General features: G+C 49.1%; 14 protein-coding genes, 1 other RNA gene and 5 pseudogenes. 8 read left to right on the forward strand and 12 right to left on the reverse strand.

Translation table 11 applies throughout. The annotated features are described in order from the left end of the window. Positions 1-43: 43 nt before the first annotated feature. The 4 genes and pseudogenes from Q3H59_RS21035 to Q3H59_RS21050 all read right to left on the reverse strand — a co-directional run. Positions 44-469: pseudogene (locus tag Q3H59_RS21035) on the reverse strand (DDE-type integrase/transposase/recombinase); the annotation flags it as partial. Between the two features lie 61 nt (positions 470-530). Then, positions 531-749: a hypothetical protein gene (locus Q3H59_RS21040; protein WP_309837003.1), complete on the reverse strand. Its 219-nt coding sequence runs from the start codon at positions 747-749 to the stop codon at positions 531-533. Positions 750-761: 12 nt separating this feature from the next. After that, positions 762-1,010 (reverse strand): hypothetical protein, encoded by a 249-nt coding sequence (locus Q3H59_RS21045; RefSeq protein ID WP_309837005.1) that lies wholly within the window; start codon positions 1,008-1,010, stop codon positions 762-764. Continuing rightward, positions 988-1,188 carry a hypothetical protein gene (locus Q3H59_RS21050; protein ID WP_309837007.1) on the reverse strand — a complete coding sequence of 67 codons (201 nt, stop codon included), beginning with the start codon at positions 1,186-1,188 and terminating at the stop codon, positions 988-990. Before Q3H59_RS21050 ends, Q3H59_RS21045 begins: the two co-directional genes overlap by 23 nt. Positions 1,189-2,211: 1,023 nt before the next feature. On the opposite strand from Q3H59_RS21050, the gene Q3H59_RS21055 reads away from it, so the two are divergent. Further along, on the forward strand, positions 2,212-3,096 hold the full coding sequence (locus tag Q3H59_RS21055; RefSeq protein ID WP_309837009.1) for a RepB family plasmid replication initiator protein: 885 nt from the start codon (positions 2,212-2,214) through the stop codon (positions 3,094-3,096). 865 nt (positions 3,097-3,961) lie between these two features. Here the strand turns inward: Q3H59_RS21055 and Q3H59_RS21060 are convergent. From Q3H59_RS21060 to Q3H59_RS21070, 3 genes and pseudogenes are all read right to left on the reverse strand, one after another. Beyond that, a complete protein-coding gene (locus Q3H59_RS21060) occupies positions 3,962-4,933 on the reverse strand; it encodes an AAA family ATPase (RefSeq protein WP_309837011.1) in 972 nt (323 codons plus the stop codon). Next, a pseudogene (locus Q3H59_RS21065) lies at positions 4,923-6,553 on the reverse strand (IS481 family transposase). Before Q3H59_RS21065 ends, Q3H59_RS21060 begins: the two are co-directional and overlap by 11 nt. Positions 6,554-6,557: 4 nt before the next feature. Continuing rightward, positions 6,558-7,133: a recombinase family protein gene (locus Q3H59_RS21070; RefSeq protein ID WP_309837013.1), complete on the reverse strand. Its 576-nt coding sequence runs from the start codon at positions 7,131-7,133 to the stop codon at positions 6,558-6,560. A 366-nt stretch (positions 7,134-7,499) separates the two neighbouring features. Here Q3H59_RS21070 and ssrA point away from each other — a divergent pair. Continuing rightward, positions 7,500-7,880, forward strand: a transfer-messenger RNA (tmRNA) gene (gene ssrA / locus Q3H59_RS21075). Between the two features lie 402 nt (positions 7,881-8,282). After that, a complete protein-coding gene (locus Q3H59_RS21080; RefSeq protein WP_309837015.1) occupies positions 8,283-9,152 on the forward strand; it encodes a tyrosine-type recombinase/integrase in 870 nt (289 codons plus the stop codon). 983 nt (positions 9,153-10,135) lie between these two features. Here Q3H59_RS21080 and Q3H59_RS21085 read toward each other — a convergent pair. Further along, positions 10,136-10,858, reverse strand: a complete 723-nt coding sequence (locus tag Q3H59_RS21085; RefSeq protein WP_309837017.1) for a replication initiation protein — start codon at positions 10,856-10,858, stop codon at positions 10,136-10,138. Positions 10,859-11,055: 197 nt separating this feature from the next. Here Q3H59_RS21085 and Q3H59_RS21090 point away from each other — a divergent pair, with 197 nt between their 5' ends. After that, the gene (locus tag Q3H59_RS21090) at positions 11,056-11,325 is read left to right on the forward strand and encodes a hypothetical protein (protein ID WP_309837019.1); all 270 of its coding nucleotides are present in this window, start codon (positions 11,056-11,058) and stop codon (positions 11,323-11,325) included. Between the two features lie 159 nt (positions 11,326-11,484). Here Q3H59_RS21090 and Q3H59_RS21095 read toward each other — a convergent pair. Both Q3H59_RS21095 and Q3H59_RS21100 read right to left on the reverse strand, forming a co-directional pair. Continuing rightward, positions 11,485-12,488: pseudogene (locus Q3H59_RS21095) on the reverse strand (DNA helicase UvrD). Next, positions 12,434-12,907, reverse strand: a pseudogene (locus Q3H59_RS21100) (ATP-dependent endonuclease); the annotation flags it as partial. The pseudogenes Q3H59_RS21100 and Q3H59_RS21095, both read right to left, overlap by 55 nt. A gap of 232 nt (positions 12,908-13,139) precedes the next feature. Between Q3H59_RS21100 and Q3H59_RS21105 the strand changes: the two are divergent. Beyond that, entirely contained in the window at positions 13,140-14,357 is a 1,218-nt protein-coding gene (locus Q3H59_RS21105; protein ID WP_309837021.1) for a hypothetical protein, read from the forward strand. A gap of 108 nt (positions 14,358-14,465) precedes the next feature. Here the strand turns inward: Q3H59_RS21105 and Q3H59_RS21110 are convergent. Then, positions 14,466-14,748 (reverse strand): annotated as a pseudogene (locus tag Q3H59_RS21110) (IS3 family transposase); the annotation flags it as partial. Positions 14,749-15,034: 286 nt separating this feature from the next. On the opposite strand from Q3H59_RS21110, the gene Q3H59_RS21115 reads away from it, so the two are divergent. Both Q3H59_RS21115 and Q3H59_RS21120 read left to right on the forward strand, forming a co-directional pair. Then, complete coding sequence (locus Q3H59_RS21115) at positions 15,035-15,991, forward strand: hypothetical protein (RefSeq protein ID WP_309837024.1); 957 nt, start codon at positions 15,035-15,037, stop codon at positions 15,989-15,991. Positions 15,992-16,514: 523 nt separating this feature from the next. Next, positions 16,515-17,066: a hypothetical protein gene (locus Q3H59_RS21120; RefSeq protein ID WP_309837026.1), complete on the forward strand. Its 552-nt coding sequence runs from the start codon at positions 16,515-16,517 to the stop codon at positions 17,064-17,066. Between the two features lie 72 nt (positions 17,067-17,138). Here the strand turns inward: Q3H59_RS21120 and Q3H59_RS21125 are convergent, their stop codons facing one another. Beyond that, positions 17,139-17,690, reverse strand: a complete 552-nt coding sequence (locus Q3H59_RS21125) for a recombinase family protein (RefSeq protein WP_309837028.1) — start codon at positions 17,688-17,690, stop codon at positions 17,139-17,141. Between the two features lie 163 nt (positions 17,691-17,853). On the opposite strand from Q3H59_RS21125, the gene Q3H59_RS21130 reads away from it, so the two are divergent. Then, positions 17,854-19,503, forward strand: a 1,650-nt coding sequence (locus tag Q3H59_RS21130) for a Tn3 family transposase (protein WP_309837030.1), incomplete at its 3' end; no start/stop codon positions are given.

The raw sequence follows: 19,503 nt of genomic DNA on the forward strand, positions 1-19,503 counted from the left end.
ACGGAATTGCACTGGAGTTCGGTGTGTCTCACCATACAATGTCACCGCGACTTTCCCACACCTTATCCAGCGCCTTGATGGTCAGTCGGCTATCCGGTGAGAACGACATTGCCCATCCCACCGGTTCACTGTAAACAGATCGGGAACTACGGCGAGGTAAGCCCAGCGCTTGCTTGTCCAGAGATATGTCGCGCCGCCGCACCACACCTGATTAGGCTCTGTTACTGCAAATTGCCGCTCAGGTTAATTCGGGAACGTGGTGTGTTCATTACCGCCGCATTTATATTGGTGAGCGATTGTTGACAACTCACCCAACCCAGCTCCTCCATGAGCCTGCTGGCAAGCCATCGTCCCATGCTGAAGTCTCTCAGTGTTGCCATGGTGGCGACATTTCTTGCGCCAGCAGGAACATGGCTGATGTTATGCAGCTCCAGAACTAGCTGCTTAATACAGCCCGCCCGCCGTCAGGCACGCTCTTCCCAGTATCCGTGCTGACCGTACAGCACGTGATAGTCAGGCCCGACTTTAGCCTAACGGAAGTTCGCATATCCATAGCGATACGGCGACAGGGACTTCAGCGCCGGTTTATCCAGCGTATCGAACTGGCTCTGATGACTGCCGGGTAACTGTCGTAACGCGCGTGTGTTCAGTTCCCGGAGCAGCCCGTGCAGCGCCAGATTAAGCGCGGCGAGCGTGTGGAACACCTCATGACGCAGGCGCATCAGGAGCCAGCGTTCAACAACCTGCACGGCTTTCTCCTCTTAGGGTTTATCCCGGAGCTTGCGGAGTCTCGCCGGGATAATGACCGTATTGTAATGACGAGCCAGCTTCTGATAGTTCTCGTTCAGCACCGGTTCGTAGTGATTAGCCCGGGTGACGGCGGCTTTCCGATTATCGGGCACCGGTATCATCGGCACGCCGCCGAAGAACCCGAACGCCCGCACGTGCGCCATCAGCCAGCTTTCCTGACGCTGGTTTCCACAGGCTTCAACGTAGGTGTAGTTTGACACGCCCAGGGTGGCTGATCTCGCCGGTATCGCGATTCACCACGGGCAGAGTGGGCCCGCAGAGGTACAGGAACAGCTTTTCACCGGCGACGTGGTGCTGGCGCATGCTGCGCTTCTCTATGCCAGGGTAGTTGTCGCCTGCGGCCTGCTGATATTCATACCAGAGCAGGATTTTGGTCATTCCCTTACGCTTAAGCTCCCGATGAAAATGGGGGAAGTCAGGCATGCATCTGCCGGTATCTGCGGATCTTACTGAGTAAAGCAGCGACTCAGCCGACTCTCCGTCTCCCTTCCGGGAGAGGCCATGCGAGCTGGCTGCCCCTGAAGCGTATGATGATGTCAGAGATAGTGCTGCATCCCATATTCAGGCAGGCGGCAGTCAAATTTAAGACGAAGCACTTCTTTGATTTTACTTATCCGCATTCTCAGTCTTGTCATGGTGACACTCCTCCGGAAGATGCGTTACAGGAGAAAATGTTATCCGTTGTTTTCGATGTGAAAAGCGCGGGATTCTGATAACAGGATCACGGATTCCAACAATCCGATCGTTGATTTCGACGGACGGCCAAAACTGGGCGGATTAAATCGGAAAATATGATCGGATTACTTCTGAATCAGTGCTCGCTGTCTGATGTATTCCTGATATGTGGTGTGTTCAATCGTCCTTTGACGCTCTTCAGAGTGGCATATTTAAGCTGCGATAATAAAAGGTTGTTGGACGTTCCCTCTCCTTAGCAGCCTTTTGACGAAGAATTGTGATAACGGCGTTCTGACAGTGAGTAACGTAAAAGGGATCGGGTGTGCTTTGAAAAGATCTCATTGTATTCGCGTAGCTGCAATGTAGTGAAATCATTCATGATGATCAGTGCACTATCCTTAATAACGCTGTTCACCGCATATGTTGTAAAGGTGCTACTGGATCATTGTTAGGTTCAAGTGAGTGATATCAGGATATCCACATATCCACAAGACAGTTCAATTCTTTTAGTTCATTGAAGATCAATATAAGATCAATAAAGATCACCCTGCTTGCAAGCCAATGATCCTTATGGTTAAAAAGGCACTTTGGGTATCCACTTTCATGAATACGGTATTTACTTTCATGAGAAAGGTATTTACATGCATGGAAAAGGTATCCACTTTCATGTACCATAGGTATTCACTTTCATGAAATTTGAAAAATATCAGCACAGGGTGTGGATAAGTGGAAAAAAACATCGAAAGCAATGAGTTGGATCATCCATTTTCTGTCATCAGACGAGATAATGGCACAGCTTATCAACTGATCCCTAATGGCAATAAAACGGTTCAACCCGTCGCTTTACTCCGTTTGAGCGTATTTACCCCTGTTGCACCTAAAGACAAGGGCAAGCGTGATTTTCTTATTGATGCAACAGAAGAGCTATCAAGCCTTGAGGTCGCAAGACAGGAAGGCTATACAAACATTAAGATCCATGGGGCAAAGCTGAGTATGTCTACGGATTTTAAAACATGGGTGGGGATCATCTCAGCTTTCTCAAATTACGGTTATGGCAGCGAAAAAATCACGCTTCCGTTTACTGAGTTTGCAAAAATGTGCGGGATCAAATCTGCGGATCTCAATAATCGCTCTCGTAAGCGCCTGCACGACTCTCTGTTTAACGTTGCAAGCGTTACCCTTGCCTTTACCAGTAAAGACGGTAAAAAATCAATGGTGACCCATCTGGTGCAGCGTGCAGCTATGAATATGCATACCGATACCGTTGAGATTGTGGGGGATCCTAGCCTGTGGGAGCTCTACCGCTACGATCACAAAGTTCTGCTGGGACTGAAAGCCTTGTCTGAACTATCCCGTAAAGAAACGGCTCAGTCGCTGTATATTTACTTAGAAAGCATGCCTGCCGGCACACTCTATATCTCGATGAAACGTCTGCGTGAACGGCTTGCTATGGAGTCTCCGATTAAATTGCAGAACTCCATCATCCGGCGTGCATTGGCTGATTTGGCAAAGATTGGCTATCTCGATTACACCGAGATAAAAAAAGGGCGTGAGATTATGTTTATTATGCACGGTCGTTCACCAAAACTTCAGGCATTGACTGCTGAGTAAGTTATCTACTTTCATGAAGTAGCGGCTCTGCTAGGTCAATTTTCTGCTGAGGTACGTTACTCACATGGAGGAGGTAGTAAAAGGTATCTGCTTTCATGAAGATTGAGAGGGGGCGGCCTGTTTGCGCATGAAAGTAAATACCTTTTCTCCCTTTATGGTGACTTTAATGGGGAGATTCATGAAAGTGTTAACCTTAGTCAGCGGCTCTGAAAGACTATAGTCAGCCTTACATGAAAGTGAATACCTTTTTTTATTTTGTTATTGTCATCGCCTGTCTTGTCAGGATGATGTTCTTATGTCATTGATTTTACGATTTATTGATATGGATGATATGTTGGTGCTTTGTCATTTACTTCCTTAAAGTGATCTTATTATCTCCTTAAGTGAGTGGGTGGACAACAGAGAGGCCATTAACGGTCGTATGATAATCCGTCAATGGTTGGATATAGAACTGCATCTTTCTTATCCTCCTGGAACATACCACTGTTGTTAAGATTAAATCATCGAATCGTCACCTGGTATACCGGTTGCCAACATAACGGATTTAAGATTGATGAGGGCATGTCATGTTTACTGAGGCCGACTGACATAGTGTGGACATTTGATTTTTTAAAGTGCTGTGGCTGTTATAGAGGGGTATGTGTAGCGACCTGCGTTTATAAATTCACAAACCTGCATTTACCCCTGATTCTCAGCCCACATTAGCTGCAACCAGCGTGGCCCCCAAACCCACAATACCTGCAAATGAACCTGCATTTATCCGCACCGACCTGCATTTCATTTTCTCCGGCCCACATTAGCTGAAAATGAAAAAACGGAGCCACAGCCTCCATAGTAGGAGACTCATGATTCTGAAAATAAAGGATTAAATAGGTAAACCCGCGGCCAAAATACGATCCCGTAGTTCGGCTGTACGCGTCGGGTCCAACTGGTGATTGAACAGCGCCCTGATTTCTGTCGGTTTGGCATCAAACTGCTCGACCATATCTTTCAGACGATAGCCATGACGCGTGAGTGTTGGCTCCAGGTCATCAAGTTTACGTGACAGTATGCTGTCAACAAGCTCGGCAGTGATTGGGCGCTCTCCGGTAAGATAGCCTGCTTCAAGGGCCAGGGTAATATGTTGTTGTACCTGCAATGGCGTGCGTAGTTTTGTCGCCAGAAGGTCGATGGCTTCTTCCGTCAGAATGGGCGTGTCCCCTTCCTCCTGTGCTGAACAGACCGTAAGCAGCCACTGAATATATTCCCGCTGACTGCCGGCAATGCCGTCAAGGGTAAAAATTTCTGTGCGGTAACCGATTTCCTCCATTGTTGGCCTGCGCAGATCGTTGCGTAGTTTCGGATGACCAGCCAGTATCACTGATAACCTGCCACCGCCGTCTTCCACCACCTCCATCAGACGCTTCAGCCCGATAAGCGTATGGCCGTTGAGGTCATGGGCTTCATCCACAAATAACGCAACCGGTCTTTTTCCTTTTTTCACCAGTTCCTGTAATTCACGCTCACGCCGCTCGCCTTGTTTCGGGATCTGGACCGCCTTATCCTGCACCAGATCGTAAAACAATGCAGAAATCAGCGTGGCCAGTTTGATGCTGCTTTTCTCCACCGACAGCGATTTGGCAACGGTGACGCGGTTTTCTTCCCGTAAAATTTGCTGAAGTCGTCGTAGCGTCACTGTTTTCCCGCAACCGACAACCCCACAAAGGGCAATCAGTCGTCCTTCCAGAACGGCTGCCCTGATATCTTTCGTCAGCTGTTTATGGGTTTCAGTCTCGTAGTATCCGGCCTGAGCCAGTGGATTTGTCAGACCGTAATATTGCATGACCTCAACTCGCATGATCGCCTTCCTTTTTTTGTTTACGAAAATACTCCCGTACGCGGTCCAGCACTATCCGACGTATGAGCGTTTCCCCAAGTAACTGGTCGATAAACTGCCTGTCCGCCAGTTGCAGCTTTGCCAGCGGTGTGGCCAGTTCTCCGGCAATCGCCAGTTTGGCCGCAATGATGCTGGCATAGCTGTCTTCAGCCGTCGCCGGAAATGACTGTCTGGGGATATCGTGAGGGACGGGCTGAGAAATTAATGCGATATTCTCGCCCGTCAGCGCAGCGATGGGCAGACTGAGCTGTTGTGCCAGGTTCCTGATCCGCTCTGCCTTCTGGCTGATAGCCCCTTTTCTGAAGGCGCGATATCGGTTCAGGGGGATCGGGCCAGATATCGGGTAATATGGACCAGTTCGTTCGCCTTCAAATTCAATATGCAGTTCGTTATCAAACAACCCCCACAGCAACAGTACGCTCTCACCCGCCAGATCAGGATCGACTTCATAAGCCGTTCCCTCCACCGTTATTCGGGCATCAATGCCCACCTTGCGGCGCTCAGGCTCCCGGGCAAAGCGGCAGAAATGTTCCCAGCTGCACATTTCACGTATCCCCTCCGGAGGGAGGCGGGTCAGCCAGTCTTCCAGACGTGAATGCGGCTGTGAACGGTGTGGCTGGTCATTGTAGTGAAGCAGATAGCGTAACAGCCACTCATTGGCCTGCTGTTCGGTTTCGGTTTGTGAAAATGGTACAATGTTTCGTGTGCTTCTTTGACGGTTCGAAAAGGACGCTCCACCTTACCTTTCGAGCGAGCTGTCACCCGTTCGCCATCTTTCCCGGCGGGCAGATGAGTCAACCAGTCCACACCCAGCGCCAGCATGACGTCCTGGAAAACCCGGCTTTTGGCCACCGGGCCGTTGTCGAGGTAAAGCATTTTAGGTCTTCCCTGTAGCGGGAGCCCGGGATCAGGTTTAGGCGCCATTGCGGCATAGAGAAAACGCAGAGCCGCCCCGGCATCCTCACCATAGACACAGTGGTACTCCTGGTAGGCGACGCCACTGCGGTCATCAACAACGCTGAACAGCATCAGGGTGGGTTCGCCCTTTTCTGGATCGATCCATTCTGGTACATCAATGTGCTTCAGATCGGACGGCGACATATCAAACTGCCAGCAGTCATTGCTGCATTCAGCCTGGAAGCGTACGGCCGGTGGTGGGCGATGTAACCGGGGTTGATCCAGATGCCAGCCGGAGAGATAGCGATTAACAGTACTGCGGGTTAAAACCCCTTTAGGTGCCTGAATATGCCCCTGTTCGGTATCAACACCATAGTCTTCCAGCAACTCAATAGCCCGACGGGTCGAGAGGTGACGACCCTTTTTGTTGGTAGTGCGAAACTTGAGCGCAGCAACCAGCTCACAGTACCGCTCCATCTCCTGACGTGGGAGTATTCGTGGTTGACCATGATCAATCCGGTGAATGGTATGGGGCTTCAGCAGGTCATTAAGCGCCCGATATACCGAGGTGGCTGACACGCCATATAGTTGTGACATCGCCGCAATCTGTAATGCCCGCTCCGGGTTTTTAGGCGACAAACGCTCCAGTCGCTGGCGCAACTGTAATAATGCTTCAGCAGGAATGCTCTTACGCCATCCCGGTGGCATCTTTACCGGCCTTGCTCAGATAGTTATATAACGTTGATTTGGAGATCCCCATCATGTTGCAGATTTCCTCAATGGTATGATTGCGTTCCTGATGTAACTTCAGCGCCAGCGCTTTTTTTGTCGGACTGAGCAGCGCGGTTCTCCCTCCCTGACGACCACGCTGACGAGCCGCTGATAATCCCGCCTGTGTACGTTCACGCACCAGGTTGCGTTCAAACTCGGCCAGCGCCCCAAAGAGATGGAAGACCAGACGACCACCGCTGGAGGTGGTATCAATGCTTTCCTGCAGACTGCGTAGCCCGACACACAATCCGTCCAGCCGCTCAACCAGTTGCAATAAATTTTTCAATGAACGTCCCAGACGATCCAGCCGCCAGACGACCACAGTATCACCGGGACGCAGAGCATTAATCAGCCTGGCCAACCCTTCACGTTCAGCCTGGGCTCCACTCACCGTGTCTTCATAAATACGCTCGCACCCGACCTGCGTCAGCGCATCACGCTGCAGATCGAGGTGTTGATCGTCAGTGGAGACCCGCGCGTATCCGATAAGCATGATATGTCTTCCAGTAAGTCACGAAATTTGAGTATAGATGGAAAATGATAGGTGGAATGAGAAAGTGTAATCCAGCCATGCGGATTGCAGACCGATAGTGAACGTCACAGGATAGTGCCCATAAAACGGTCGTTTACTGGAACGGGGCACGACTGGTTTCTCCGATTGTTTTCAGTTGCATTGTTATGGTATTTTATAGGGGAAGTAGTTTTCGTCAGTTGCCGCTTCTGTCGTGCTTTGTTTCATAAAGCCAGAACAGTTAAGCGAACTGTAGGGTGTGTGTCGTCCCCGAATCCTAATCGACCGGACTGTGATGAGTCTGATTACCGGAACATCCGAACCCACTGCGTCAGTGTGGGATCTCAGGGGGCTGATTCTGGATTCGACGGGATTATGAAGCCTTAGGAGCATGCCGAGGGGCGGTTTGCCTCGTAAAAAGCCGCAAAAAAAATAGTCGCAAACGACGACCAATTAGCACCTGCTGCTTTCGCAGCTTAATCAGCCTAAGAAACTGAAGGTGTCCTCTCTCCCCAGCCTCCGCTCTTAGGACGGGGATAAAGAGAGGTCAAACCCAAAAGAGATCGCGTGGATATCCTGCCTGGGGTTGAAGCGTTAAATCCAATCAGGCTAGTTTGTCAGTGGCGTGTCCGTCCGCAGCTGGCAGGCGAATGTAAAGACAGGACTAAGCATGTAGTGCCAACGGTGTATTAATTTCGGACGCGGGTTCAACTCCCGCCAGCTCCACCAAACATATTGACGGTGATACCAGATAGACCCGGCAATAACTGCAAAAAGCCCGCGATGAAAATTGCGGGCTTTTTGCATATATGCGCAACCATCGCATCTGGTTTTCATTTTCAGTGATTGTGGGTTCGCCAAAATGAAATGCAGGTCGGTGCGGATAAATGCAGGTTCATTTGCAGGTATTGTGGGTTTGGGGCCCACGCTGGTTGCAGCTAATGTGGGCTGAGAATCAGGGGTAAATGCAGGTTTGTGAATTTATAAACGCAGGTCGCTACACCTATACGGGAAAAAAGCCGGAAAACCGATCCGGAACGGATCCACAGAGGATCGATTTATTCCCGTGGTTTTCGCTGGACAGACAGGAGAAAATACGCTCCACACCGCCAGACAACGGAGACTGAAAGTTTGGGCACTTTACCCCGTGAACTGACGCAGATTTCACGCAGCGACGCCGCCGGTCACTTTTCAGGCGATGCCGGCGCCGCGCGCTACTTTGACTACGAAAGCGCCGTGGCGCTGCGCAACCTCGCCGCCGCGTACGGCACCGACATGCCCCGCTACCTGCTGGCGCCCGAGGTGGCCGTGCTGCTGTCAAAGGTGACCGATCTCCGCAAGCGGCTGTTCATCGACGCGCTGTGGAACACCGGCGGGCGGCTCAACGAGATCCTGCCGCTGACCCGCGGCGACTTCGCGCTCGATGACCCGCTGAACGGCGCCCCGCTATCGTCACCGTTCGTGGTGCTGCGCACGCTGAAGCAGCGCGGGCTGGAAGAGGCCGCAAGAAACCGCAGTCGCCGACGCGGCCGCCCGACGAAGGAGGAGCAGCAGGCGGAGCGCGACGCGGAGAAAGAAATTCAGGAGAACCCGCCGCGCGCGGTGCCGCTCACCGATCCGGGGTTCGTGCAGCGCCTGAGGGAGTGGTTTGCGACGGCGCAGCTGCCGGCCGCCAGCCGGCTGTGGGAGATCAGCAGCGAGGACACGGCGCGCAGCTGGATAAGCAAGGCCGTGGCGGCGGCGGCGCGTGACGGCGTCACCTTCTCCATCCGCCCGGTGACGCCGAAGACGTTCAGGGACTCGTTTGCGATGCATTTAGTGCAGCACCAGGTGCCGCAGAAGGTGATCCAGACGCTGATGGGCCACAAGGACGCCAAGTCGACGGAGTGGTACACGCGGGTGTTCGCGCTGGACGTGACCCGCCAGCTTGGCGTGCGGTTCTCGATGGATTCGGGCGAGGCCTCACGGCTTCTTCTGCCCGCGTTTCGTGAGCAGAAGTGAGCGCTCCCCGTAATGCCGTATGGGCTCTTCACGGCCTCTGTCCCGGAGAAAAGAAAAATCGTTCCCTCAGGCTAAGGTACTTTCCGCAGAATGATCACTCCACGGGGTCGGCATACCTGTCTGACCATTTTTGTAATTTTAATGGACGAGATGATGGATCATTCTGAACTCCGGTCGGCTATTCTGGCACGCTGTCGGGAAGTGCTTGCCACGCGGTACGCGAATAAAATCTGTTCCATATGCTGGTTCCCCAAGGCGTGGCCACCAGAGGACGTCATGGCGGTACCTGAGGCAATGCGGCGCGACGGCATCCTCTCCTGCACCCGGGGAGCATCCAGGTCGTGGATGCCTTTTGGTTAACGTACAGTGGGGGCGGCCACCTACCGTGATGATACCGCGCAGGGGCACGCAGTGAATTCAGACTGCCGGTCCTTAATCTGTACCGCCGGAGAGAAGGTGCTGCCCGACCGGCCACACGCTTAACGCCACAGTAACGCTGCCGGCCGCGCGGCACATCACGGCGCGGCCCACAGAAGACGCGGTGAAATCAGGTTGCCGGCAGGGTGTTCTGGCACCCCGTATGGGAAACAGGTCATGTTTCAGTGAGGGTGTTATGGGAAAGACATCATGTTGCCGGCGATCAACCGTGGCCTTAAATCCCGCCCGGTAAGCATGTGGGAAAGACATCACGGTTGTTCCGGAGCGTGCTGTGTGGGTTGCTGATTGTGGGAAATACATCAACTTTGTTTCGCTGCAGGTGCGAAGACGCGGACTGGCGGTGTGGGAAACAGGTCAGGTTTAGTCGTGCGTACGCAGGAAATCCTGTCCGGAGTCAGCAACCTGTGGGAAAAAGGTCATGTTTTCAGGGGGGAGCGTCAGGCCCGTATGGGAAACACATCAAGTTCTGGGCAGAGCCACTGTGGGAAACACATCAACTTCAGAACCGTATGGGAAAAAGGTCAACTTTGCGATGCCGCAGCCCGTCAGCTGATGGCCAGCGGCTTATCCATTACGCTGAACAGCAGCCGGCCGTCGTCCTGGGTGCGGTAGCTGACCCGTAACGGTGTCTTCTCGTTGATTTTTTTGATAGCAGGCTCAAGGAAGGTTCGCTTCATCTCCGCTTTATTCGACCGCTGCGAGTCCGGGAGCATAAAACGCTCACAGAGCCACTCATGATCCGTTACCCACGTACCGGTGCTGCGGAACTGGCACAGGCTTTCATAAAGGCGGATGACCTTCACGCTGTTGAGCTGGCCACAGTCATAGAGGGAATACGTAGTGAACTGAGAGGACAGGCCCACCAGGAAAGGCATCACCTTGTAGTTAAACTCGATCTGCCATGAGCCCCTGCCACGCTTCATGCCCGCCTCAGAAAGCCACGGACGTGTAACCTGCTCAAACTCCCCGTCCCGCGGATAAAACGTCACGGTGGACTCACCCAGCGCCTTCACGCCGGCCTTCACATCCCGGCTGGCCACCGCGGTAGCCACGTTAAAATACTTTACGTAGTTGGAGACGCTTACGCTGAAGAGGGGCAATACATCAGACTCAAGGTCTTCGGAAGCCTCGCTGAAATAGGCCTGCATCAGGCACAGCCACAGTACGCGCTTTGCCTGAAGAGGAAGGTAATAGGCTGCTTCCGTAAGCTCATTGGATTGCTTGATGCTTACCTTTTTTTTAAAACTTTTCAGTGAGATAGTGCTCATCCAAAGCCTTTGTGGGTAAAAAAATAATTACCCATATTCGCATCAGGAGAGAAAATTGCAACTCCTCATCCCGCACTTATCAACATGTGAATAAATAATTATTTAACTTGATGTCATTCCCACAGCGTGTTGATGCATTTCCCATCTGAAGATGCTTCCGATCCCACGGAAAGTTGCCCAGTCCCCCATGCAGAGTTATGCAGGATCCCATTACGGATCCGGTTCAGGCCGCGCACACCAAGGCCCGGCCGTGCGCTAAAAAGCCTAAAAAACATAAAATACTGAAAAACCATTTAAAATTTAGCCCTGTGGACAGTGTGCATAAGACCTTCCTGCGGGTAAGAACCGGGCGTAAGCAGAAAATGCAGATGCGGGTGACGTTTCGCTTCCTCGGTCATTCGCGAGCAGGCTCGGTCATGACCTGCGGCGAGCGTTATTGGATACGCAGTAAATCCATGCACCGCTGAAGCGCATGAGGTTAGGATTAAATGTGACTTTCACCGACCTCCCCTTGGTTATCGCGGTTCGGGAATAAGGCAAAACCGGAGCCGCGTTTCATACCTGCAGTTTCGTCGTTGACCGTATAGCTTTTTTACTGGATTGTGCCCTACTGAGAAGCAGCTGATTCATTTTCTGAACCTGCGCAGATGGCTTTCCGGAATAAAATAGATGTTCCCGTGAGCATGCCACGTACAGCCTGTTACGGGACGACGGGGGAAGTACCGCGAGTTCCTGGCGTATGAGACGCTTCCAGTGGTCTGGTCTCATCACGATGCAGACATCATGAAAGTGGTCGAGTCCTTTACTGACGCCCCAGTTCAGAGAGTGACAGCCGTAACGGAGATGTTCCCGATAGAAGAGCTTTATCACCGTGTTGTCCGCGTGCAGGCCGACTGCGCGCTCTGCATCCGTGATCGTTTCAATCAGGGTGGTATGTGTCCCGTGGGCAGCGATACGGATGTTCAGTTGTCCGGTGATGAATTCGCACACGGTAGCCGAACAACGCCATGTCCGGCTGAGAGTCTCACGATCCACCATGATACCCGCTGTCCTGAAGCGAGCCTCGTACCGGGTAATGTCATCATGCAGCGTTGAATTGACGTTTCCATCGTGGCTTGTGTCAAAGGTATGTTGATAAAAATCGCCGCAACATAAAACTGATATCTCGGCGCGGCAGAGCTCCAGTAGAAAATTAAAGTCATGTCCGGCAAAGTCCTGGACTTCATCGACGAACAGCTCATCGTAATAACGGGCAAGCCGGGTTCGGATATCCGGAAGATGCCCCCTGGCGGTTAGCAGATGTGCGAGCCGCCGATGATACAGTCGCCCTGCGGGATCCTGATAATGCAGGGCATTCGTGCGCGGAACTCTGGGAGGGGGCTGGGCGAAACTCAGGCCACGAGACGTCAGCTGCTGCTGCAGAAAAGGCCGGAAACAAAAACCGTGCAGGAACTCAAACCAGGTCATCACCCGGATCCCATCCGGGAGAAAGCCAAAGCGGTTGATAATCTGCGTTCTCAGATGAGCTTCATTATTTACGGATTAGTGTCCGCCGGTCCTCCCTTAACCGCCGTATCAGCAGCGTGGTTTTGCCGGAACCGGCAACCGCAAATACCACTCTCTTATCCATGCCAGTGCCTCCTGAATATAATCAGGTACTGCCAGTTCTTCGGCGTGTTGCTGTAGCAGCCGGAATGCCGCTTCTGCCTTAATCGCTAGCATGTAATCCTGCACAGTGAGTGTGCGTCGGGTCCCGTGGAAAAGCGAATCACACAGGCCGGTATTATCCTGATACAGGCTGATTTCAAATGTAGACCGGATGTTGTCGCAGTCAGCAAATACACGGGTGCGTGAACAAAGCACGTCAGCATAGCATTCAGCGCAGTTTTGCTGATAGTTGCCGTCATTGTCGCGAAGCGCAGCAACTCGATTTTCCAGAAGACGAGCAAGTTCAAGATAACGACGGAAGCTCGTTCCGCCGATAGCGATGATGTGAACCCCATCATCCTCCGGCGCTCTTCCATATAAGCGGCGATAAAAGGCCTCTATATTTTGTTGATGGGGAACCTTACGGTACTAAGTCTACCGAAAGGGAAAAACTGTAAGTTGCTGTTCGAATGACCTGCTTATCCAATATATCCTCTCAGCTACTTACTGATGCCTGTTATTTGTGACTAAAATCGTTTCTTGAAAGCCATCAATCATGAAATTTACAATAATGCTAAGTTTTAGCAAACTTAATTGTTAACAATATTTATGTGCTCAACAATGAGGGAAGTAAATGCCTATAAATTCTATTAGAAGTAATACCGTAGTGCCTATGAATCACATACGGCAAAAGCGAATCGAATTAAGCAAGTCTAGAAACAACCTATCGAAAAAAATCTCAGGCATTAAAAATTGCGTAACCGAACTAAACAAATCTATTGCCGCACATAAAAAGAATATTTCTGGCAATGAGTCATTACTTAAAAGTCTTCAGTCAGTCTCAGCAAAACATGGTGAAAATGTCTCTGTACGTCTGAAAAATGATCACTTTAAATACGGTCAGGCCAGTAATTTTTTAAAAAATACTTTTCACGGTAATCGTTATCAGGCAGAGCGCGAAGCCGCAGTCAAAAAGGTCAATGCTGAAGGGAGTACAGTATCTGCCGGAATGGCGATAAATAAGTTACAGTCAAAAATTGATAGCGCCATGAGTAAGGTTAATGAGCTAAAAAAAGAGGTCGCTGGATATGATAAGAAAATTGACAATATCGAGGAGAGAAAATATCGCATAGAGGAAAAAATAGACAAACTTGCTAAAATTGAAATCGATGCGAAAAAAGCTGATGAAATAAATCAAAAAAATCGAGATAATTTTTCAATTATATATCAAAGCAATGCGGGATGCAATGCGATCAATATTGAGGCTCGCCATCAGTTTAGCGGCGCTCCCTCAGGGGGCAAAGCGAGCGGCAATAAAGTCGTTGAAGAATACCGCAGGGTTCATGGTTATAAGATTTTTACCCGTGGTAATAAGGTTTTTGAATCCACTATCAAAGCAAACTGTAGCAATCTGAGCGAACTTGTGAAAACCGGCGCTAAAGCATGGTATACCCCGACAAAAAAAAATATTACAACTTACCGCGGGCAAGGAATTACCCCGAGTGGGATCAATAAGTTAATTTCACAATTTAACGCCGATAAACAGAACAAAACAGAAACCGTTTACAACCTTGGGCAATTCTTCTCCACATCCATAGATATAAATGTTGCCAGCTATTTTGCAAATTGTAGCCCGGATGATGAAAAAGTTATATTCAAGGTGAAAGGCAATAGTAGCAACGTGTTATCCATCCCAGGTGGCCTGTCATTTGAAAATAATAAGGGCGAAAGGCTGTATTCCCCGCTGGCGAATTTTAAAGTTACAACCGTATCCAAAGTAGCGTCGAATATTTACCATGTCACGTTAGAGGAAGTCACGAAGGATGACAAGGTGCAGCCCCTGCCCTATTAATTAAAAATAAAAATGTGTGAACGTAGCGACCTTACAGGGTGTTGCGTTCACAATTAACGTCTAAATTCAGATGTCCGCCTCGGAGATGCGGATATTTTGTTGGACTGCTTATTTTGAGGTCCTCAGATACTGCCGGCACTTCATCGGACTGATTGCACCTGTTGAGATTTTAATACGCTCCTCGTTATATCAGCGTATATACCCTGTTCAGGAAGCACATAAAATCTTCCAGCGTTGTGCCTGTCCAGTTTCTGCCGTAGTACATTTCATTTTCGAACCGCCCGAAAAAGACTTCGCACGCAGCGTTATCCGATGAGAAACCTTTGCGCGACATGGACCTTATAAGTCCCTGCGCATTGATACGTTCAAGCCAGCCTGGCCACCGATAATGACTCTCTTTGACGCCCTTCTAAGTGTCAATGCATTATCGGGATGCTGTTGACCTACGTGTTTTGATTATTTAGTAATGTATAAAATTCACGTTAGAGGCAGAATTAAGAGCACCAACTCCTTAGTGAAATGTATTATTGATATTAGTTATCAAATAAGGGTTTATTTTATATAAATGGGAAATGGATTTTTTCATTAAGATTAATCATTTCTATCATCATTTTCTAATCAGGATTTACATCCCACTTCAGTCTAAAATAAATAATTTGAAACGAGGTGTGAATGTTATGAAGACTGGCCATATTTGTCACAAGTTGTTATTTGCGCATTATTTAAAGGATGTCAATAGCAATCCGAATGGAAATGGTTCATTTCCGAATGAAATTCGCGGGGTCTCTAATAGCCCATTAAAACTCCGTGTCCCCAATGTAATTCATCATTTCTGGCAGGGTGCTCCAAACGCATTCCTGAAGCACGCAGGCAATCTCAATAAAACAGCGAAAATGAATCCGAAATATGATGTTCAATTGCATGTTTTGTCTGAAAACAAAAAAGATTTATCTGTATTTAATAATAATCTCATTGGTGTTAAAGTTTTAGATATGGAGAAAGAAGGCTGGTACCAGAATTTTCGCGCATCTGAAAGATGTGTGCAGTTTGATGCATCGCGGCTTGGTCCAAGGCCTCATTTAGCCTCTGGCGCTGATATAATTAAAACAGAACTTCTGGCATCTGAAGGCGGGGTTTGGAATGATGTAGACAACAATCCAGTCAGCTCTCTCCCTGAGACTATAGTCGTTGATAAAAATCAAATACTCACTGCTGGACCTGTGACTTTTTTGAAGTGGGGAAAAGAAGAAGGCGTTCATTCTAGTACTCTGGCAACGCACAAGGACAATAATCTTTTGAAGGAAATAAATAAAAAAAGCTTAAGTAATTTTAATGAAGTCAAAGATACGATCTATAAAGTGAACTCACAAACGGATAATCCTGAGGAGCACTTCAGACTGGTTTCACAAACGGCGGGATCGCTTCACTTGTCGAGAGAATTGGCCGCAAGAGTCGAAGGGCATAAAGAAAGTGTGCATGCACTAATTGAAAACGGCGAGAAGTTTAACGATCAAAGTATTATCATGGATAAATACTTTACACCAGTTGCCTCCACAGGTTCCGGAACCTGGGATGAGGAACAGGCAAGGACTTTTCTGGAGATGATTAGTCCTCCGGGACATGTCGTCATATAAAATAATTTTATTTTCTTCTATATTTAAACAGGTTATGTCTGGTTCCCATCCTCAGACATTTCATTGCAGCCAGGCGACTTCTCCGACCGCTTAAAGCGGTTACCTGCCTAAGAGCGGCTATAAAGCGTTCTTAGAAAATTTTATATGATAAGCCCGATAAAGCGGGCTTTTCATTTAATGGCTTTCACTACCTGGATATTGTGGGCTATCACAACAAAGAAGCTTATCTTCTTTTCTGGGGCTGTGCTGAATCATGCGCGTCGCCACGGGTATATACGCTGATGATATGCAGCCTGAGCTTCCCCCTTCTTTCACAACTCACCTTGAAGTACACTTAATAGGGGTCTGATGCTCAGTGGAACGAAATCTCACGCTAAGGAATTGAATGAGTCTTAATAATCACTCACCCGCCCACCCACTTTTATTATGAATAATTAACTAAAATAATCGTTTTTTGAAAGATGTTTATTGCATTGTACTGGTATGATCATTTAATTAATGATGATAAAATAAAGGGCTTGATATGATAGGAAGAATCAACACCACCCCTAGCTTCTCTAATAATTGCATTAATCATAACAATAACACACATCTAGAAAAAATACTTAAAAATCAGATAACTGGCTCTGTAATTAATGTAAAAAATACCAGTTGTGATTTTCGGATTATTAGCAAAGAACTATCTCTTTACAGAGATGTAAAAAATAATCCCATGTTGGCATCTGTTGCAGATACTAAATCACATTATAGCCTGAATGCCCGATTCAGCTCTTTAGGCATGGCAGTTACTGCTATATATAATATGGTTGAAAATGGAAAAGCTAAAGAAAAATCAGTTAATATATGCGATAAAAACCCTAGAAATCAATTAATGGAATTAAATCTTGATCCTTCTTTAACAAAGAGAGGGACGGAATATATTAATCAATTCATTGATACTGAAACGCCTCTTGATTCTACTAACTATGCAATCGGACTTAGAGTTGGCTCTGATATAAAGAATACTGTATTAGATACCATTATGATCAATCAGTTCAACTCAACATGGAATATTCGGCTTAACATGGCTACTTAAAAAGTAGCTGTGTCCAGTCAATGTATTTCATATCGCAGTAACAAACAGGATTTGTTATCTGGTTACAAGGCATTAATTCCCATCCTCCAAAATTTTATAAACCGTGGAACGAGCAATACGGAGTTGCCGGGAAATCCCGGTAGCTCCGATTCCCTGACGATACAACGACAGCACATAGTCCCTGTCTACAGTTCTCCTGCGACCAAACCGGATGCCTTTCAGCTTTGCTTCCTGTCTGCCTTCATTGGTGCGCTCCAGTATCCTGCGCCGTTCGGCCTGCGCAACAGCCGACAGGATGGTCACCACCATTTGCCCCATTTCACCATCGGTACTGATCCCGTCATCAATAAACCTGACGGCCACGCCCTGGGCATCAAACTCTTTTATCAGCTGGATCATATCGGCGGTGTCGCGACCAAGGCGGTCAAGCTTCTTCACCAGAATCACGTCACCTTCTTCCACCTTCATGCGCAGCAGGTCCAGCCCCTCCCTGCTGTCAGAACTGCCGGATGCCTTATCGGTAAAGATGCGATTGGATTTTACCCCTGCTTCTTTAAGAGCCTTGATTTGAATATCGAGAGACTGCTGGCTGGTTGAGACCCGGGCGTAACCAAAAAGTCGCATAAAAATGTATCCTAAATCAAATATCGGACAAGTGGTGTCTGTTATAACAAAAAATCGATTTAACGGACATGCAAATGAGACGATTTTCGCATGTCCGACAATTTATAATATTTCGGACGGTTGCAGAGTTGTTAACTTATAACCCTCAGGCAGGGAGGCTGGTATGCCCGTCGATTTTCTGACCACTGAACAGACTGAAAGCTATGGCCGATTCACCGGTGAACCGGATGAGCTTCAGCTGGCACGATATTTTCACCTTGATGAAGCAGACAAGGAATTTATCGGAAAAAGTAGAGGTGATCACAACCGTCTGGGCATTGCCCTGCAAATTGGATGCGTCCGTTTTCTGGGCACCTTTCTCACCGATATGAATCATATTCCTTCCGATGTCCGGCATTTTATTGCCAGACAGCTCGCCATCCATGATATCACCGTGCTGGCAGAATACGGCCAAAGAGAAAATACCCGTCGTGAGCACGCCGCACTGATACGTCAGCATTATGATTATCGCGAATTTGCCTGGCCCTGGACTTTTCGTCTTACCCGTCTTTTATATACCCGGAGCTGGATAAGCAACGAACGTCCCGGCCTGCTTTTCGACCTGGCGACAGGGTGGCTGATGCAGCACAGAATTATTCTCCCCGGAGCCACCACGCTGACCCGACTGATTTCAGAGGTAAGGGAAAAGGCAACGCTGCGCCTGTGGAACAGGCTGGCAATGATACCGTCTGCCATGCAGCTTTCACAACTGGAGACGCTGCTGGGCCCCGCTGATTCCGGCCGCCTGTCTTTGCTGGAATCACTGAAAAAAGGCCCGGTGACCATCAGCGGCCCGGCGTTTAATGAGGCAATTGAACGCTGGAAAATGCTGAGCGATTTTGGACTTCATACTGATAATCTGAGTGCGATCCCGGCTGTACGTCTGAAAAATCTTGCTCGTTATGCGGGAATGACTTCGGTGTTCAATATCGCCAGAATGGCTCCGCAGAAAAGGACAGCGATACTGGTTGCCTTTGTCCTTGCATGGGAAACGCTGGCGCTGGATGATGCACTGGACGTTCTGGATGCCATGCTGGCTGTCATTATCCGTGACGCCAGAAAGATTGGGCAGAAAAAACGGCTCCGATCTCTGAAGGATCTGGATAAATCAGCACTGGCGCTAGCCAGCGCGTGTTCGTATCTGCTGAAAGAAGAAACGCCGGACGAATTAATCCGGACTGAGGTATTCAGCCACATCCCCAGGCAAAAACTGGCCGATATCATCGCGCTTGTCCGTGAAATTGCCCGCCCCTCAGACGATAACTTTCATGATGAAATGGTGGAGCAGTACGGGCGGGTTCGTCGTTTCCTGCCCCATCTACTGAATACCGTCAAATTTTCAGCAGCTCCCGCAGGGAGCACCACTCTGAATGCCTGTGATTACCTCAGCCGCGAGTTCAGTTCACGACGGCAGTATTTTGACGACGCACCAACGGAAATCATCAGCCGGCCATGGAAACGACTGGTGATTAATAAGGAAAAACATATAACCCGAAGGGGATACACGCTGTGCTTTCTCAGTAAACTGCAGGACAGCCTGAGACGGCGGGATGTCTACGTTACCGGCAGTAACCGGTGGGGAGATCCCCGCGAAAAATTATTACAGGGCGCAGACTGGCAGGCAAACAGGATAAAAGTTTATCGTTCTCTGGGGCATCCGACAAATCCACAGGACGCAATAAAATCTCTTGGTCTTCAACTGGACACCCGTTACAGGCAGGTTGCCGCTCGCCTTAGCGAAAATGAAGCGGTTCAGCTGGATATTTCAGGCCCA

Origin of the sequence: Pantoea sp. SORGH_AS_0659, assembly GCF_031453915.1 — a bacterium.
GTDB lineage: Bacteria > Pseudomonadota > Gammaproteobacteria > Enterobacterales > Enterobacteriaceae > Pantoea > Pantoea leporis.

What these genes read in the sequence shown, in the direction of transcription:
- Q3H59_RS21090 (WP_309837019.1), top strand. Translation starts at nt 11,056, where the DNA reads ATGCAGGATCCCATTACGGATCCGGTTCAGGCCGCGCACACCAAGGCC.
- Q3H59_RS21125 (WP_309837028.1), bottom strand. Translation starts at nt 17,690, where the DNA reads ATGCGACTTTTTGGTTACGCCCGGGTCTCAACCAGCCAGCAGTCTCTC.
- Q3H59_RS21070 (WP_309837013.1), bottom strand. Translation starts at nt 7,133, where the DNA reads ATGCTTATCGGATACGCGCGGGTCTCCACTGACGATCAACACCTCGAT.
- Q3H59_RS21050 (WP_309837007.1), bottom strand. Translation starts at nt 1,188, where the DNA reads ATGACCAAAATCCTGCTCTGGTATGAATATCAGCAGGCCGCAGGCGAC.
- Q3H59_RS21085 (WP_309837017.1), bottom strand. Translation starts at nt 10,858, where the DNA reads ATGAGCACTATCTCACTGAAAAGTTTTAAAAAAAAGGTAAGCATCAAG.
- Q3H59_RS21105 (WP_309837021.1), top strand. Translation starts at nt 13,140, where the DNA reads ATGCCTATAAATTCTATTAGAAGTAATACCGTAGTGCCTATGAATCAC.
- Q3H59_RS21120 (WP_309837026.1), top strand. Translation starts at nt 16,515, where the DNA reads ATGATAGGAAGAATCAACACCACCCCTAGCTTCTCTAATAATTGCATT.
- Q3H59_RS21115 (WP_309837024.1), top strand. Translation starts at nt 15,035, where the DNA reads ATGAAGACTGGCCATATTTGTCACAAGTTGTTATTTGCGCATTATTTA.
- Q3H59_RS21060 (WP_309837011.1), bottom strand. Translation starts at nt 4,933, where the DNA reads ATGCGAGTTGAGGTCATGCAATATTACGGTCTGACAAATCCACTGGCT.